Source organism: Bacillus cabrialesii (assembly GCF_004124315.2).
Classification (GTDB): domain Bacteria; phylum Bacillota; class Bacilli; order Bacillales; family Bacillaceae; genus Bacillus; species Bacillus cabrialesii.
Genome location: NZ_CP096889.1, coordinates 265117 through 281308, shown reverse-complemented (window position 1 = coordinate 281308; position 16192 = coordinate 265117). Strand labels below are relative to the sequence as shown.

General features: G+C 45.3%; 16 protein-coding genes. 4 read left to right on the top strand and 12 right to left on the bottom strand.

Annotated elements, in window-relative coordinates:
• The first annotated feature begins 86 nt into the window (after positions 1 to 86).
• The 3 genes from nagB to gltP all read left to right on the top strand — a co-directional run bounded on the left by nagB (position 87) and on the right by gltP (position 4144).
• Complete coding sequence (nagB, locus tag EFK13_RS01560) at positions 87 to 836, top strand: glucosamine-6-phosphate deaminase (RefSeq protein ID WP_129506841.1); 750 nt, start codon at positions 87 to 89, stop codon at positions 834 to 836.
• 20 nt (positions 837 to 856) lie between these two features.
• Positions 857 to 2752, top strand: coding sequence for a glucose-specific PTS transporter subunit IIBC (gene ptsG, locus EFK13_RS01555; protein ID WP_129506842.1), 1896 nt, complete (start codon positions 857 to 859; stop codon positions 2750 to 2752).
• Positions 2753 to 2899: 147 nt separating this feature from the next.
• On the top strand, positions 2900 to 4144 hold the full coding sequence (gene gltP, locus EFK13_RS01550) for a glutamate-aspartate/proton symporter GltP (protein ID WP_103747696.1): 1245 nt from the start codon (positions 2900 to 2902) through the stop codon (positions 4142 to 4144).
• A 35-nt stretch (positions 4145 to 4179) separates the two neighbouring features.
• On the opposite strand, the gene trhO is transcribed toward gltP, so the two are convergent.
• From trhO to EFK13_RS01490, 12 genes are all read right to left on the bottom strand, one after another.
• The gene (trhO, locus tag EFK13_RS01545) at positions 4180 to 5148 is read right to left on the bottom strand and encodes an oxygen-dependent tRNA uridine(34) hydroxylase TrhO (protein ID WP_129506843.1); all 969 of its coding nucleotides are present in this window, start codon (positions 5146 to 5148) and stop codon (positions 4180 to 4182) included.
• A gap of 205 nt (positions 5149 to 5353) precedes the next feature.
• Positions 5354 to 6235: a helix-turn-helix transcriptional regulator gene (locus EFK13_RS01540; RefSeq protein ID WP_129506844.1), complete on the bottom strand. Its 882-nt coding sequence runs from the start codon at positions 6233 to 6235 to the stop codon at positions 5354 to 5356.
• Positions 6236 to 6344: 109 nt separating this feature from the next.
• Positions 6345 to 7685, bottom strand: coding sequence for an erythromycin esterase family protein (locus tag EFK13_RS01535; protein WP_129506845.1), 1341 nt, complete (start codon positions 7683 to 7685; stop codon positions 6345 to 6347).
• Between the two features lie 105 nt (positions 7686 to 7790).
• Complete coding sequence (locus EFK13_RS01530; protein ID WP_129506846.1) at positions 7791 to 8069, bottom strand: hypothetical protein; 279 nt, start codon at positions 8067 to 8069, stop codon at positions 7791 to 7793.
• A gap of 36 nt (positions 8070 to 8105) precedes the next feature.
• Positions 8106 to 8915 carry a phosphatidylserine decarboxylase gene (locus EFK13_RS01525; protein WP_129506847.1) on the bottom strand — a complete coding sequence of 270 codons (810 nt, stop codon included), beginning with the start codon at positions 8913 to 8915 and terminating at the stop codon, positions 8106 to 8108.
• Complete coding sequence (locus tag EFK13_RS01520) at positions 8908 to 9396, bottom strand: DedA family protein (RefSeq protein WP_129506848.1); 489 nt, start codon at positions 9394 to 9396, stop codon at positions 8908 to 8910. The genes EFK13_RS01525 and EFK13_RS01520 overlap by 8 nt, the downstream gene beginning before the upstream one ends.
• Complete coding sequence (gene pssA, locus EFK13_RS01515; RefSeq protein WP_064815290.1) at positions 9387 to 9920, bottom strand: CDP-diacylglycerol--serine O-phosphatidyltransferase; 534 nt, start codon at positions 9918 to 9920, stop codon at positions 9387 to 9389. Before pssA ends, EFK13_RS01520 begins: the two co-directional genes overlap by 10 nt.
• Before the next feature lie 198 nt (positions 9921 to 10118).
• Positions 10119 to 11003, bottom strand: coding sequence for an enantioselective carboxylesterase CesB (cesB, locus tag EFK13_RS01510; RefSeq protein ID WP_129506849.1), 885 nt, complete (start codon positions 11001 to 11003; stop codon positions 10119 to 10121).
• Between the two features lie 171 nt (positions 11004 to 11174).
• A complete protein-coding gene (locus tag EFK13_RS01505) occupies positions 11175 to 11573 on the bottom strand; it encodes a YbfJ family protein (protein ID WP_129506850.1) in 399 nt (132 codons plus the stop codon).
• Positions 11536 to 12477 (bottom strand): extracellular metalloprotease Mpr, encoded by a 942-nt coding sequence (mpr, locus tag EFK13_RS01500; RefSeq protein WP_129506851.1) that lies wholly within the window; start codon positions 12475 to 12477, stop codon positions 11536 to 11538. The genes EFK13_RS01505 and mpr overlap by 38 nt, the downstream gene beginning before the upstream one ends.
• Positions 12478 to 12805: 328 nt before the next feature.
• Entirely contained in the window at positions 12806 to 13960 is a 1155-nt protein-coding gene (purT, locus tag EFK13_RS01495) for a phosphoribosylglycinamide formyltransferase 2 (protein ID WP_129506852.1), read from the bottom strand.
• Between the two features lie 168 nt (positions 13961 to 14128).
• Positions 14129 to 14827, bottom strand: a complete 699-nt coding sequence (locus tag EFK13_RS01490) for a class I SAM-dependent methyltransferase (protein WP_129506853.1) — start codon at positions 14825 to 14827, stop codon at positions 14129 to 14131.
• A 119-nt stretch (positions 14828 to 14946) separates the two neighbouring features.
• On the opposite strand from EFK13_RS01490, the gene EFK13_RS01485 reads away from it, so the two are divergent.
• A complete protein-coding gene (locus tag EFK13_RS01485) occupies positions 14947 to 15972 on the top strand; it encodes a LuxR C-terminal-related transcriptional regulator (protein ID WP_129506854.1) in 1026 nt (341 codons plus the stop codon).
• The last annotated feature ends 220 nt before the right edge of the window (positions 15973 to 16192 follow it).

Here is a 16192-nt window from a genome sequence, read left to right as displayed (position 1 = left end):
AAGGCGGTGCTAAATTCGTAATGACAACTATCATAAATTGATCATGACAAATATGGTGCTTGTCTATCTCTTTGAGGAGGTGTCACATGAAGATTATAATCGCCGAGCACTATGAAGAACTCTGCAAGTTAAGCGCTACCATTATTAAAGAACAAATACAAGCTAAGAAAGATGCCGTCCTCGGCTTGGCGACAGGAAGCACGCCGGTCGGCTTGTACAAGCAGCTGATTTCAGACTATCAGGCAGGCGAACTTGATTTTTCAAAGGTTACTACATTTAATTTGGATGAATACGCTGGTCTCTCTCCATCTCACCCGCAAAGTTATAACCATTTTATGCATGAGCAGCTGTTTCAGCATATCAACATGCAGCCCGGCCAAATCCATATCCCGCAAGGAGACAATCCGCAGCTTGAAGCTGAATGCAAGGTATACGAGGATCTCATCCGTCAGGCGGGCGGCATAGATGTACAAATTCTCGGCATCGGCGCCAATGGCCACATCGGTTTTAATGAACCGGGATCTGATTTTGAGGAGCGGACACGAGTGGTTAAGCTGTCAGAAAGCACGATACAGGCAAATGCCAGATTCTTCGGCGGCGACCCTGTAATGGTGCCGAGACTTGCGATTTCAATGGGCATTAAAACCATCATGGAATTCAGCAAACATATTGTGCTTTTAGCGAGCGGCGAGGAAAAAGCAGATGCCATTCAAAAGATGGCTGAAGGCCCTGTTACGACAGATGTGCCAGCCTCAATTCTCCAAAAACACAATGATGTAACCGTTATCGCCGATCAAAAAGCGGCTCAAAAATTACAAAATGCATCACACTCATAACACAATAAAAGGAGACTGTCATGTTTAAAAAGGCATTTCAAATTCTGCAGCAGCTTGGCCGCGCGTTAATGACTCCGGTTGCCGTCCTGCCGGCAGCCGGTCTTTTGCTCCGTTTTGGTGACAAGGATTTACTGAACATCCCTATTATAAAGGATGCGGGCGGCGTTGTATTCGATAACCTGCCGCTGATTTTCGCCGTGGGGGTCGCGATCGGTTTAGCCGGCGGCGAAGGTGTAGCCGGACTTGCCGCTGTCATCGGGTACTTCATTTTAACCGCCACCCTCGACAACATGGGAAAACTGCTCGGCCTTCAGCCTCCGTATGAAGGAGCCGAGCATCTGATTGATATGGGGGTATTCGGCGGAATCATCATCGGGCTTCTTGCCGCCTATTTATATAAGCGTTTTTCATCAATCGAACTGCATCCGGTCCTTGGGTTTTTCTCGGGAAAACGGTTTGTCCCGATTATTACGTCCGTCAGTTCACTGGCAATCGGCGTGATTTTCTCATTCGTTTGGCCGCTGATCCAAAACGGAATTAACGCGGCCAGCAGTTTAATTGCCGATTCAACGGTCGGCCTGTTCTTTTACGCAACGATCTACCGTTTGCTGATTCCTTTTGGCCTGCATCATATTTTTTATACACCTTTCTATTTTATGATGGGAGAATATACAGACCCGTCAACAGGCAATACCGTAACCGGCGACCTGACAAGGTTTTTCGCGGGAGACCCGACAGCCGGGCGCTTTATGATGGGAGATTTCCCTTACATGATTTTCTGTCTGCCGGCAGTTGCTCTTGCCATTATCCATACCGCGCGTCCGGAAAAGAAAAAAATGATCTCCGGCGTGATGATTTCTGCGGCGCTCACATCTTTGCTGACGGGCATTACAGAGCCGGTTGAGTTTTCTTTCTTGTTCGTTGCGCCCGTGCTTTACTTAATTAACTCGATTCTCGCCGGCGTCATCTTTGTCGTTTGTGATTTATTCCACGTGCGCCACGGCTATACGTTCTCAGGCGGCGGAATCGACTATGTCTTGAACTACGGGCTGTCGACAAACGGCTGGGTTGTCATTCCTGTCGGGATCGTGTTTGCCTTCATTTATTATTATTTGTTCCGATTTGCGATTTTGAAATGGAATTTGAAAACACCCGGCCGTGAAACAGATGAAGCCGATCAGACTGAGGCAAAAGCTCCTGTCGCAAAAGACCAGCTTGCCTTTCACGTGCTGCAGGCCTTAGGCGGACAGCAAAATATCGCCAACCTTGACGCGTGTATTACAAGGCTGCGCGTGACCGTTCATCAGCCGAGCCAAGTCAGCAAGGATGAATTAAAACGGCTGGGCGCAGTAGGCGTGCTCGAAGTCAACAACAACTTTCAGGCGATATTCGGAACAAAGTCCGATGCCTTAAAAGACGACATCAAAACGATCATGGCCGGAGGAGTCCCTGACACCGCCGCCGCTCTGGATACGGAAGCTGACCAACAGCAAAAGCCTGTTTCCGGCGAGGCCTTTATTTATCCGCTCAAAGGCAAAACAGTCTCTCTGGCGGACGTGCCTGATCAAGTCTTTTCAGAAAAAATGATGGGCGAGGGGGTTGCGATTGATCCATCAGAAGGAAAAGTCGTTGCTCCTGCGGATGGCGAAATCGTCTCCATTTTTCCAACGAAGCACGCCATCGGCTTTAAAAGCGCCGGCGGCACCGAAATCCTGATTCATGTCGGCATTGATACCGTCAAATTGAATGGGGAAGGTTTTGAAGCCCATGTCACGAGCGGACAAGCCGTCAAACAAGGCGAAACACTGCTTACATTTAATCTCGATTACATCAAGCAGCATGCCGCTTCGGCTGTGACACCGGTCATTTTTACAAATGTATCTGAAGAGGATATGAAGCATATTCAAATGAAGTAAAAAAGTCCCCCCTGGTGCGGGGGACTTTTTCGCCAACATAATGAAAGCGTTATCAAAATAAAATAACTTGAAAAAAGGGGTTTGCCTTTGATTCAACGAATGATATGAATATGCCTCATCCTATTATCTTTTTAAAGGGGGATTCATTTGAAAAAATTGATCGCGTTTCAAATTTTAATCGCTTTGGCAGTCGGCGCAGTGATCGGGCACTTTTTTCCTGATTTCGGAATGGCGCTGAGGCCTGTCGGAGACGGGTTTATCCGCTTGATTAAAATGATTGTCGTGCCGATTGTGTTTTCTACTATTGTCATCGGGGCCGCAGGAAGCGGAAGCATGAAAAAAATGGGCAGCCTCGGCATCAAGACGATCATTTGGTTTGAAGTGATTACCACGCTTGTATTGGCGCTTGGACTTTTATTAGCGAATGTCTTAAAACCGGGTGTCGGGCTTAATCTCTCCCATTTGGCGAAAAAAGATATCGATGAACTGTCCGGCTACACTGAAAAAGTTGTTGATTTCAAACAAATGATCCTCGACATTATCCCTACAAACATTATTGATGTGATGGCCAGAAATGATTTGCTTGCCGTGATTTTCTTTGCGATTTTATTCGGTGTCGCCGCTGCCGGCATTGGCAAAGCCTCTGAACCAGTGATGAATTTCTTTGAATCCGCCGCTCAAATCATGTTCAAACTCACGCAAATCGTCATGGTGACTGCCCCTATCGGCGTGTTAGCCTTGATGGCGGCCTCTGTTGGCCAATATGGCATCGAGCTCCTCCTCCCTATGTTTAAACTGGTTGGCACGGTTTTCCTTGGCCTGTTCCTGATCCTCTTTGTCCTCTTTCCGCTTGTCGGTCTCATCTTTCATATTAAATATTTCGAAGTCCTGAAAATGATATGGGATCTGTTTTTGATCGCTTTTTCCACCACCAGCACCGAAACCATTCTCCCCCAGCTGATGGACAGAATGGAGAAATACGGCTGCCCAAAACGAGTGGTATCATTTGTCGTTCCCTCCGGCTTGTCATTGAACTGTGACGGCTCCAGCTTATATTTATCGGTTTCCTGTATTTTTCTGGCTCAGGCCTTTCATGTAGACATGACATTGTCCCAGCAGCTGCTCATGATGCTTGTGCTTGTCATGACCAGTAAAGGCATTGCAGCTGTTCCGTCAGGATCGCTTGTTGTTCTTCTGGCGACCGCCAATGCTGTGGGGCTTCCGGCTGAAGGTGTTGCCATTATAGCGGGAGTTGACCGTGTCATGGACATGGCGAGAACAGGCGTGAACGTACCGGGGCATGCGATGGCCTGTATCGTGGTGTCAAAATGGGAAAAAGCCTTCCGCCAAAAAGAATGGGCCTCCGTAAACGGACAAACCGAAAGCTTATAAAAAAAGAACACCTCATTTCCGAGGTGTTCTTTCCATTATTCAGCAGCAGCGTGATCTGTATTTTCAATCGCTGCCAGTCTCGCGTTTACTTCTTCTTCTGTCATATTGTGCTCTTGCGCATAAAGGTTTCTTGGGTTCGTGCGGCATTCGTGGCTGCAGCTGCGCATATATTTATACTCATTTTCCGGTGTGCATATCATTTTTTTGTTGCAAGATGGATTCGCGCAGTTCACATAACGCTCACACGGTTCACCTGTAAAGTAGTCTTTTCCGACAATCACATGCTCAACACGGTTGACAGGCACGCTGATTCTTTCATCGAATACGTAGCACTGGCCGTCCCAAAGCTTGCCTTGCACCTCAGGATCTTTTCCGTATGTCACGATTCCGCCGTCAAGCTGTGATACATCTTCAAAGCCTTGCTTCATCAGCCAGCCTGAGAATTTTTCACAGCGCACGCCGCCCGTGCAGTACGTTAAAATCTGTTTGCCTTCAAGCATGTCTTTGTTTTCCTCAATCCACTCAGGCAATTCACGGAAGGCTTCAATGTCAGGACGGACAGCGCCTCTGAAATGGCCAAGATCATACTCGTAATCGTTACGTGCGTCGAGTACAATTGTGTTTGGATCCTGCATTTTCTCATAAAATTCCGCAGGCTTCAAATGCTGTCCCGTTGTTTCATTCGGATCCACGTCATCTTCAAGACGAAGCGTTACAAGCTCCTTCTTATGGCGGACGAAGATTTTTTTGAACGCATGTCCTTCTTCTTCATCAATTTTAAATACCATATCCGCAAAACGAGGATCAGCTTTCATTGTTTCCATATATTTTTCAGTCTGCTCAACCGTACCTGATACCGTACCGTTAATTCCTTCAGAAGAAACAAGGATACGGCCTAACAAACCAAGCTCCTTACAAAAAGCCAGATGCTGCTCTCTAAACGCCTCTGGATCTTCAATCGGAACATATTTATAGTAAAGTAATACTCTGTATTGTTTTTCCATGATTTAAACACCCTGTTCAATTATAGTTAGTTGTTATGCACACTCTTACTATATCATACAGGAAATTCCCGCAAAGATGAACATATCCGCCCAGACTGATAAAAATATCCAAGCTCTTACAAACTCAAGCGGCACAAGGGTTTATTACCTCAGAATAGTATTTTCCATTAACTTACTAATAAAAGTAGTTATCTGAAAACTAATTTTATAATTCTTCTTCAAAAGATAAATTTACCGGCTCATCCAAAAGTTCTCCCGGCATTTCAAGGTTTGTTGAAGGAACGCACTCATCTACCTCTTCAAAAACAACATGATCCATCCACACCTGACCCGGTCCAGATAATTGGACGCCAAAAGAAATCACGGCGCTATTTTCAGGGACATCTAAAACGATAGCATAATGATTCCAATTGGTTGTTCCGGCAATAGGCCTGTTGCTCATATTATCAAATTGGAGAACATCATCAGCTGCACTGTCAACCCGCATCCATAGAGAAGCAAAATGCTGCACACCTTTTGTTTTGATAAAACTTGATAGACGAAGCCTTTTTCCTAGATAGCGATCTGCTTTAAATTGCTGCATCATCGTCGCAAATTCACCGATATCCTGCACCATCGTTGATTTTAAATACCCTGAAGCTTTTCCTTGATGTACATTTTCCCGATCAATCCCCATTTCGAATTGGAACGGATGGCTCCCGCTCAAAACCCAACCCTTCATTTTATTCTCCACGCAAGATTCCTCCTTTTTTGAAACAAATTGCTTCATAAATGTTCGATATGCGCCAGGCGGCATGTGATACAGCTTTTTGAACGTCCTCGTAAATGCTTCTTGAGATTCAAACTGATAATACAAAGCAATATCAATAATGCGAAGATCTGTATAAAGCAAAGCTGCCGCTGCATTCGCAAGACGTCTTAACCGAATATAAGAAGCAACCGACATACCGACTTCTTTTTGAAAAATCCGATGAAAATGGAATTTTGAAAAGCCTGAAACGTTTACAATATCCTCATTTGATATTTGCTCATGTAAATGTGATTCAATCCAATCGATCGTTTTCTGGACAGCTTTTTCATAATACATTGCACGCTTCAATCTCCTTTCTGTTTTAGAATAATGGATCACAACTTATATGTTTTGATTATTTTTGCGATATGTAAAAACCCCCTGTTATACCACAGGGGGACACTGCTCACTTAATAATGGCAGATGGCGTGATATGCTCCAGCCAAATGACACCGTCATATTGTTCCTTCAGGATCATCTGCTCTTCTTTATCCCCCCAATAGAGTGCTGTCCGGGGGGTGTACATCCACGAAGTGCCTTTCTTGTTTTTTGTATGGAGAAAATCAACAAAGACAGCTGGATGGTCCGCAGCTTTCAGCAAGGCTTCAAGACTTCCTGGTGGCGGCGGGCTTGTGACCGGCATAACGGTCTTATTATCAGAGCTGTCGAGACTCGCACCTGAGTAAGCGTAGATCCCAATCGTATATGTTTGTTTTTTCAGCCGCTCCGGCAAATAATCACCCATGTTAGGGCCGTTTAGCTTTACCCAGTCCTTTATCATTTTGGTATTCTGTTTCCGAAGATGGTAATTGTGGCCCCAGACAATGATTTTCTTGTTTGGATAAAGAGTTTCCGCAACCCACTGAAATTGTTCAGCCATCATGCGGTCTCTCATATAGAATGAAAAGTCTTCAATATTCTCCGGATAATCCTTTAGTTTTTCTTTCATTTCTTCCAGCATATACATTTCCATGACGTCAATTCTCAGCTGAAGGGAATGCATAAACATCTCATAAGCTTTCGGCTCTTTCGGAAGGTGGGCTTTTAGCGCAGAAGCATTAGTTTCAGCGAACTTGATAAGCTCCTGATAGTTTTTCACAAGCTTTTCCTTCTTTTGCGCAAATTCATCAAACGTGCTGCTGTCTGTCACCAATTTTGAAAAATCGTTTTCTGATTGGGAAAGCAGCTCTGCTTTTTCAGGGTCCACCGCCTTTACCCATTGATTCGCGGCATCATTGAATGAATTCTTCATGCTTTGAATATCAAAACCGGTAAGGATCAGCGGATCGCCTTTCTCTTTTTGCTCTTTCATGTAAGCAAACAGTTCAACGACATCTTCTGTGTGCCACACAGCGTAAATGGAATTTTTCATCGTGTTCTTAGGAGTGGATTGGTCCATATTGAGATAGGATGCATTTGTATTGGCAAAGTCAGATTCAAAGGCCAAGACATCATATCCCAGTTCTTCGTGGAGGTATTTGATCATGCGGACCTTTGTTGCATTGATTTCGCCAGCGCCGTGTGTGGTTTCTCCTAACTGAACGATTCGTTTTCCTTTCAGCACCCTCTTCAGAAAGCGAAGGTCTTTGTTTGAAGCATCGGAAGAATCCAGTGGATGTGCATGTCGTTCAATCCAGCGCTCCCAATGTTTTTCTTCAGAAGCAGCACGGGCGGAGGCTGAAAAAGAAGAAAACACCAAACAGACAATCAGCAGCGGCAGAATCATTTTCACTACTATTCGTTTCAAATTCTATCTCTCCTTTTCTATTAGGTTCTCTATTAGTTACGAGATAGATATAGAAAAAGTTTCCTTTTCCTGCCAACAAAAAAAGCTTCTCTTTTCAAAGAAGCTTTATCTGAATTCTCTCATCACCTGATGAAAGTAAAACCGATACGTATTTTGTAAAAATGTCTCAACCGGAAGCTGCACATCCGTTTGGTATTTGCTGATGATGAACGGAAAGCGCTCGATTCCTTTTTCGCGCAAATCGCTCGCTTGCCCTTCATCCGTTGCCTTCTCCTGCAGAACCGCTTCAACGATCGGCCAGCACGCTTCCCGCAGCTGTCTCAGGACGGCTTCATCTCCGGTGTTCTGATAATCTGTGATCCAGCTGACGATTTGTTTCTCCATGAGCCTCACCTTTCTTCAAAAAAAGAGGCGCTGCGTCTATGCAAGCTCCTCTTTATGCTCTTCGTAACCTATCAGTTCTCCGACTTGGACTTCCTGGCCTTCTGTCAAATTGGCGGACGGCTGGAACGCGCCCTTTTCAAAAATCAAAATGACGGTTGAGCCGAATGAAAAGTATCCAAGCTCCTCGCCGATCTCCAGCTCGTCTCGTGTACTCGTCTGCACGATAGAATTAATATTCATCGCCCCGACAGGGATCATCAGGACATTTCGGCTGCCGCCATTCAGCTCGTACACAAACCGATAATTTTTTGACAAGACATCTTTTCCGTATTTCAACCCTAATTGATTGACCGGATATGAGCGATTTCCAAGCTCAGCCAGCTTTTGATACCTGCAGCTGATCGGCGAATGGAAACGGTGATAATGCCGCGGGCTTAAATAGAGAACGACAAAGTACCCGCCGTTGTATTGATGGTCTGCGCTTTTGCAGCCGGTCAGCTCAGCGAATGAGTAATCTTTTCCCTTTACCGTAAAGGTTTGATTCGGGTTAATTGTTCCTATCGTCTGAACCACACCGTCAACAGGGCTGACCACCGCATGTGCTTCTTTTGAAACAGGGCGCCGCTCCAGATTGATATTCCGAATGAACAATTCGGACAGCGAACCGTAATCAGCGGCCGTACAGTCAACATCATCCCAATTTAGCCGAAAATGCTTTGAGAAAAGCGGAATGACCGGCTTGCTGATTTTAGACTCGCAAAATCCTTTAATCAGATAGGAGGACAGACGATGATTCGTCAGCTCTATCAATGATCGATACAGAATCTTTACAGCCGTATTAAACATGAATAATCCCTATAACCCTTCCAATTGTAATAAAAATAAAGCACCATAAAAAGGCGCCGATTGCCGCAAACGCAATATACATTTTTAGGTCCATTTTGCCGATACCCGAAAAGTAGCACGTCACATGCCGGACACCGGGAATAAAATACCCTAATATAAGAGAATATGGACCGTATTTCTTCATCCATTTCTCCACTTTCATCATTCTCTTTTCTTTTAAACCGACCCACTTGCCATACTTATCGATGAACGGACGCCCGGCTTTTCTGCCGATCATGTAGCTGATCAGCATACCTAACAGCGCTCCGACAAAGCTGATCAAAATCGAAAGCTCATAATTCAGCACATGTGTTTGTGTGAAGTAGCCAACAACGGTCATCATCACTTCATCTGGGATCGGCAATCCAACAATCCCTAGAACCAGCATCAAAAAAATAGCGAGATAACCGTAATCCGCTATAAGCTGCTGAACTAATTCCATCTCTCGGACTCCAGGTTTTCTGCCGCATGTTTTTTAAAGTGAGGAAATTTTATTTTACTCACCATTAAATATGAAAGTCCGCAAGTGCCGATTGCCAGCAGGATCGGGTTATAGACGAAGCTTAGAATAACGAGACACATGCCCGCAAATGGAATCGGCATTCCGATAAATGTCGGAAGCTTGCTTTGTTCAATGTTAAATTTAGAGAGGCGAAGCATTCCGCAAATGCTGTACGTCAATGCGCATAAAATCCCGATAAATGGCAGGGCGTACAATGCGACACTGTAAGCAAGCATAGAAGGAGCCACGCCAAACGTCACCAGATCGGCAAACGAATCAAGTTCTTTTCCCATATCAGAAACGGCATTCAGCTTACGTGCAGCCATCCCGTCAAAGAAATCGAGAAACATGCCGGTAAAAATGAAAAGCACTGCTGAATGAATGTTGTGATATAACAAGGAATGAATTGCCAGCAGCCCGCAAGTAAAGTTTCCAATCGTAATCATACAGGGGATATAATTCACAGTGTAACCAAACCTCCAATTGTAAAACCATCTATATCATTCGACGATACGGATCAAATAGCGTTACAGGAAAAATTTTCTCTATTAAGCATGATAACATAGAATGCCCACAAAAAAGCAGCACTCAAATTCTATTATTATACAACATTTGTTACCTTTTGAACAATGAATGCCAATCTTTTCATGTTTCTTACAATTTTACTCCCCGCTCAAAAAGGACAAGACACGCTGATTGACGTACTCTGGCTGCTCCAGAGATAACAGGTGCCCCGCATTCTTCACGATTTCTGCCTGAATTCCCGGCACCAATACCGCAGCCCGTTCTAAAGCCATTTGCTGATGGTACATCACCTCGCGCTCACCGAACATCAGGAGGATCGGGACCGCAATCGATTTCAATTCCCGGTCTGTGAACACGTACGGAAAGCCGTTTTCTGCCGGTTTAAGGGTTCTTTGTTCATCCTGCCATTCCACACCCGTCACAATTTGTCTTTGCAGCAGAGGATGCAGATCATAACGGCTATCCGTAATCCACTTGATATATGCCTCAGCTCCGCTTACCCCTTTAAGCCCCGCAGCGTATTTATAGACATCCGGATGAAATGAAATAAACGCCTCAGCAGGGCTCATGACAACTGCCCGCGCTACTCTTTCAGGCACGTGGAGCAAGAAATTCACGATATGGGAGCCACCAAGTGAAAGGCCGGCCAGGTGCGCCTTCTGAAGTCCGAGCGAATCAAAGACGTCTTTCAGCCATTCCGCGCAATCAGCTCTCGTATCCAGAGCAGCTGTTGGTATGCTTTTATTTTTGTCTCCAATTATATCGACAGCATATGTACGAAATTGACTGCTCCACGCCGCGATATTCGGATACCACATTGCGGAGCTGAAAAGGCCTCCGTGAAGCAAAATGAGCGCAGGTGCGTCCTTCGGTCCACTTGCCATGATGTGTGTTTTTCCAAAACGAGTAGAAACATAGAATGCTTCCGGCTCAATCTGCCACAAAGAAAGGCTTAGATCATATGCCTGGTAAAAGCGAAGACCGCTTTCAGCCGCGGCAAACTGCATCGAATCTTGTGTCATCTTCTTCTTTTTCCTCCGGGTTTGATTGATATAAAATAGAGGTTAACTCCCCTTTTGTCTCATAAGAAAAAATACCTATTTCTTATTATCTCATATTATAATTTTCCAGTATATAGATTGGCTTCCTGTGATACATAAAAAAAGCAGTTTCCCTCGAAAGAGAGAAACCGCCTATTCTTTGAAAACTAATGGAATGACCTTATCTTTTTTATCCTCTGTTAATGAGATATGATGGGTTACCGATTTTTCACCTTTCGTCAATGCGACTGAGTAGTCACCTTTTTTGCCGGTATCCCATTTGATGTCTCCGTTTTTGTCTGTTTTACCGAGAATCTCGCCAATCTCTGCACTCGGCTCCTGATCTGAGGCCGGCGCTTTGACAATCGTCACTTGAACCCCTTCAACCGGCAGTCCCTCGCCATCCTCCACATGAAGGGTTACAGGAATGGCTGTTTCCTTTTGTGCAGAATGCGTTTGAGAACTGCACCCGCATATAAACAAAATAGACATAAAAATCGCTAGCTTGCTGTATTTATTGATTTGCCCAATATTGAATATTGTTGAATACATCGTTCGTCACCCTTGTTCCCAAGTTATATGACGATCCTCCGTTCGTGTGAATCGCAATAGCTGTCTGCCCTGTATCACTGTAGTTTCGATAAACGGGCGAGCCGCTTTGGCAGCCGTACGTATCGGTTGTATAGGTCAGCTTATACGTTTCAGCGGAGCGAATCGGCTTTGTGTCAGACCACATCGTGCCAAATGTCTTGTCACACGGATATCCTGTCACTGACGAGGAAAGGCCCGCGGGACTGCTGCTGTTTGTTGTCCGATAGCCGTACCAGCCAACCGTGTTTCCAGGAGAACCGTTTAATTTAACAGCTCCGTAATCATAATTGGTGTTTTTGCTTTCCGTCCATCCTTTGACGGAATAGAACATCGTGCCAGAATAAGTTCCATATGGATATGACGAGTCATTCCGTCCCGGCGCTGCGGTTATCGTCGAAGCCCATCCGTGATCCTGGCTGTACACACAGTGTCCAGCCGTTACAACAGTATTTGGATTGACTAAAAATCCGGTACATCCATAAGTGCTTGAGGTGTTGGGATACTTGATTGAAAGTTGAACAGTTGCTCTGTAAGGAAAAGACGTAGTGCCGGAGATTCTGGTGCGTTCATCAGTTCCGATGATGCTTGAAGGCTGTAAGGATTGAATGTTCTTTTCCAGTTTCGTTTGGCCGCCGTATAACGATTTACTTGTTTTCCCGGTTCCTTCATAAGGGGCTGAAACCTGTTCTGCTTTTGACGTTTGGTTTTTCGGGGCATCAGCTTCTTTACCGGTATTCGATACAGAAGTTTGCGGGTTCTCTGCCGCTTGCGCCGGTGAGCCGAAAGATACCGCCGCTCCCAAAGACAAGCACAAAATCGTTAAGTAAGCGAACCATTTTTTTCTGAATGTTGAAACTAATTTCATTTTGTCATCTCCCTCCTTTTGTGTCAACCGCCGTTATCGATGGAAGACTTTTACATTATAATCAGGTTTCTGATTCTTATGATAAAACTTTTATGGTGGATGAAAAAAAAGCCTTGTATAAGACAAGGCCCCAGATTGTTGACAAAATCCTAAAACGATACAGTTTTAGGATTTTCAGCGTGAATGAAAACCCTTGAAGTCCAGGAAAGCCGAGCATTGGAGCGGAGCGAATACTCTAATTCGTGAGCACCAACGCACAGGCTTGACAACGAATGCGAGGGTTTGTCGACACGCTGAGGCCTTGTCCAAGACAAGGCCCGCTCAAATTCTATTTTATAGACAGCTGATCCAATGCTTTCTTTGCGTTCTCTCTCGCTGTTTCGACTGTATCAGCCGCAGAAAGCGCAACCGCCATACGGCGTCCGGCTTTCGTTATCGGCTTGCCAAAGACACGAACTTGGGTCTTCGGTACTGCCAGTGCGTTTTCCAGTCCCTCAACAATGTAATCCGCTGATTCTTCCGGTGCTTTGAGGGGCCGGCTGGCGCCAGGAGAAAGCTGTGTGATTTCTGTAATCGGAAAACCGAGAATCGCCCGGACATGCAGTGCGAATTCTGACAAATTTTGCGTCACCAGCGTGACAAGGCCCGTATCATGAGGTCGAGGAGATACTTCACTGAAATACACTTTATTTTTTGCAAGGAATAGCTCAACACCAAACAGGCCGTACCCGCCAAGCTCATCCGTAATGGCTTTCGCAATATGTTTCGCTTCTTCCATTTGCTGCTCTGTCATATGATGCGGCTGCCATGATTCGATATAATCTCCGTCCTTTTGCACATGACCGATCGGCTCGCAAAATGTCGTGCCGTTTACCGCTCGTACAGTTAAGAGCGTAATTTCTGATTCAAATGGAATAAACTCCTCAACGATCACGCGCCCGTTTTTCACCCGTCCGCCTTTCATCGCCGTCTCCCAGCAGCTCTCTAAATCCGCTTCAGTGCGGCACACGCTTTGGCCTTTTCCAGAAGAACTCATTAAAGGTTTAACGACACAAGGGAAACCAATCTGAGCTGCCGCTTGTGCAAATTCGTCATATGTATTCGCAAATTCATAGCCTGCCGTCGCAAGTCCTAGCGTTTCCGCCGCAAGCCTCCTGATGCCTTCCCGATCCATCGTGAGCTTCGCCGCACGCGCATTCGGGATGACGTGAAATCCTTCCTCTTCAAGCTTCAGCAATTCATCCGTGGCGATGGCCTCAACCTCAGGCACAATCAAATCCGGCTTTTCTTTTTCAATGATGATTCTGATCTGCTCGCGGTCCAGCATGTCAACGACATAGCTGTTATGCGCGACCTGCATTGCCGGAGCATGCTCGTAACTGTCAACCGCCACCGTCTGTACCCCAAGACGCTGGGCTTCAATCACTACTTCTTTTCCTAACTCGCCTGAACCTAACAATAAAACCTTCTTCGACTGATACATCTTTGCCCCTCCTATCCTGTTTCCCAATCATTATAACTGAAATATTCAAAAAATAAATTTTTATTAAAAAAGACAAAATAAGAAAACTTTATTTTGTCTTAAATTCCAAAACACCAATACCACAGCCGGCTCCGCTTCAAAAAGGCCTTAGTAAACATAACCAGTTCTTCATAATGTATCTCCACCCTTCACTGCAAACCATCCGCCAATCGCGTAAGCATTGAAAAATCGCGTCACGCCTGTAAACCCCGATTCACGAAGAAGTTCCTCCACTATAATTTCTGGAATCGGATGCGTACTAACGCCGATCGACTCCGCAAATGTCTCCCACTCCTCCTCAGAAATACCATTAGCGAGAAAATGCTGCCTCCACGCCTGCATCTGCCATTGAAACGAAGATGAATGGACATCCCCATTTATCGAAGCCAGCAAAAAAGGCGCTCCGCTTTGCAGCTGATCTGCTATGTGTTTCAAAAGCTCACGCTTGGCATTCAGGTCACGCAAAAAATGCAGCACAAGCATACACGTCGCCCCTGAAAATACCCTATCAAATGTTAAATGATTGATATCTCCTTCTATCAAATCCGCTTGAATCTCCATCCCCTCCATTCTTCTTCTCGCTGCATCCAGCATTCGCCCTGACGTATCCACTCCTGTAAAACGCCAGCCCGGATGCCCTGTTCCAAGCGTTACCAGCTCCTTTCCGCCTCCTGCGCCAACCACGAGAATGTCCTCCCGCTCAGAAAGCTTTTCTGTCAGAAGCCGATCCATCATGTCATACAGTAAATCATAGCCTGGGATTTTTCGTTTAATGGTTTCTTCATACCGATCTGCATCAGGGTGATTCCAATTTAATTTTCTATTCATATTGTCCTCCTCTATTCAACACGCTGTCTTTTTTATACAATTTATTAAGAACCATTCTCAGTGATAAACAAAAAAAGAACCATCCCATAAAGCTGGGATTTTGAAAAGGAGGCAGAGCAATGGACATCCGACATCGCATTATCAAGCTGGAGCAGGTTTTTGTATCCTTTCCAACCTATATACAGGCCGTCATTGCGGAAATCCAAACATCTATCCCATTCGCCGCATCCTGCTGCACTGCTGTTGACCCGGACACATTGCTTTCGATCGGCGCCATCACAGACGGCCAGATAGAAAACATTCATCCCCAACTGTTTGAATCTGAATATGGACAGCTGGACTATAATCAGTACACAACGTTACTGCACACGAAACAAACTGCGGCCATTTTAAGTGAAGCGACAGGCGGTGATTTAAGGAAAAGCAAGCGCTCCACAGATATCTTACAGCCTGCCGGGTTTGGAGATGAGCTTCGGGCTGTTTTATTGGATCAAGAGGAATGCTGGGGACATTTGTCCCTGTTCCGAGGGATCAAGGAACCTCACTTTCAAAAAGAAGAGCGCCGTCTTCTGGCAGAGCTGGCCCCGCTAATCGGACAAGCGCTGCGCCGTTTCAGGCTCACACTTTCTCTAACCACTTCTGGACAAACATCTGACCCCGGCATTTTGATTCTTTCACACGCACTTGATATCATCTCCTTTAACCAGCCTGCCCGTCATTGGCTAACCGTCCTGCGTGAATGGGAGAATATAAACGAAGATATACTGCCCAAACCAATTCGCGCCGTCAGTACGAAAGCACGAACAAATGAAACGGCCAAGGTTCTCATTACAAATCCCGGCCTCTCCTTGAAAGCAAGCCGCCTAACTGGAAGCACGGAACAAATCGCGGTCTCATTCGAACCCGCATCCCCAGCCGAAACCTTGATGATTTTAACTGATGCATTCAATCTGACAAAACGCGAAAAAGACATCACCAGCTGTGTTATCAGAGGGCTTTCCACCAAAGAAATGGCAGGCGAACTGCACATTTCCGCATATACAGTGCAGGATCACCTGAAATCTATTTTTACAAAAACCGGAGCAGGAAGCCGGCGTGAATTAGCGCGGATGCTGATTCCAGCAGCTTTTCCTGGCTGTGAGTAAATGATCAAAAAGGATCAGTAAAAAAGTACCTTTTTTCCTTGTTTTTTCAGTTTATACCCCTTTACTGAATTCACCATGGTACCATATTTATAGGGAATTCCAGCGAAATGACACAGAACATACCAGCTAGAGGCCATTGAAGCCAATATAACTCGGCGATTTACTGTTACTTTTTTGAGTGATCATAAGAAGAATCAGTCGAAGCCTTAGTATCACTAAG

What these genes read in the sequence shown, in the direction of transcription:
- nagB (WP_129506841.1), top strand. Translation starts at nt 87, where the DNA reads ATGAAGATTATAATCGCCGAGCACTATGAAGAACTCTGCAAGTTAAGC.
- ptsG (WP_129506842.1), top strand. Translation starts at nt 857, where the DNA reads ATGTTTAAAAAGGCATTTCAAATTCTGCAGCAGCTTGGCCGCGCGTTA.
- trhO (WP_129506843.1), bottom strand. Translation starts at nt 5,148, where the DNA reads ATGGAAAAACAATACAGAGTATTACTTTACTATAAATATGTTCCGATT.
- EFK13_RS01540 (WP_129506844.1), bottom strand. Translation starts at nt 6,235, where the DNA reads ATGTATTATGAAAAAGCTGTCCAGAAAACGATCGATTGGATTGAATCA.
- EFK13_RS01530 (WP_129506846.1), bottom strand. Translation starts at nt 8,069, where the DNA reads ATGGAGAAACAAATCGTCAGCTGGATCACAGATTATCAGAACACCGGA.
- EFK13_RS01525 (WP_129506847.1), bottom strand. Translation starts at nt 8,915, where the DNA reads ATGTTTAATACGGCTGTAAAGATTCTGTATCGATCATTGATAGAGCTG.
- EFK13_RS01520 (WP_129506848.1), bottom strand. Translation starts at nt 9,396, where the DNA reads ATGGAATTAGTTCAGCAGCTTATAGCGGATTACGGTTATCTCGCTATT.
- cesB (WP_129506849.1), bottom strand. Translation starts at nt 11,003, where the DNA reads ATGACACAAGATTCGATGCAGTTTGCCGCGGCTGAAAGCGGTCTTCGC.
- EFK13_RS01505 (WP_129506850.1), bottom strand. Translation starts at nt 11,573, where the DNA reads ATGTATTCAACAATATTCAATATTGGGCAAATCAATAAATACAGCAAG.
- mpr (WP_129506851.1), bottom strand. Translation starts at nt 12,477, where the DNA reads ATGAAATTAGTTTCAACATTCAGAAAAAAATGGTTCGCTTACTTAACG.
- purT (WP_129506852.1), bottom strand. Translation starts at nt 13,960, where the DNA reads ATGTATCAGTCGAAGAAGGTTTTATTGTTAGGTTCAGGCGAGTTAGGA.
- EFK13_RS01490 (WP_129506853.1), bottom strand. Translation starts at nt 14,827, where the DNA reads ATGAATAGAAAATTAAATTGGAATCACCCTGATGCAGATCGGTATGAA.
- EFK13_RS01485 (WP_129506854.1), top strand. Translation starts at nt 14,947, where the DNA reads ATGGACATCCGACATCGCATTATCAAGCTGGAGCAGGTTTTTGTATCC.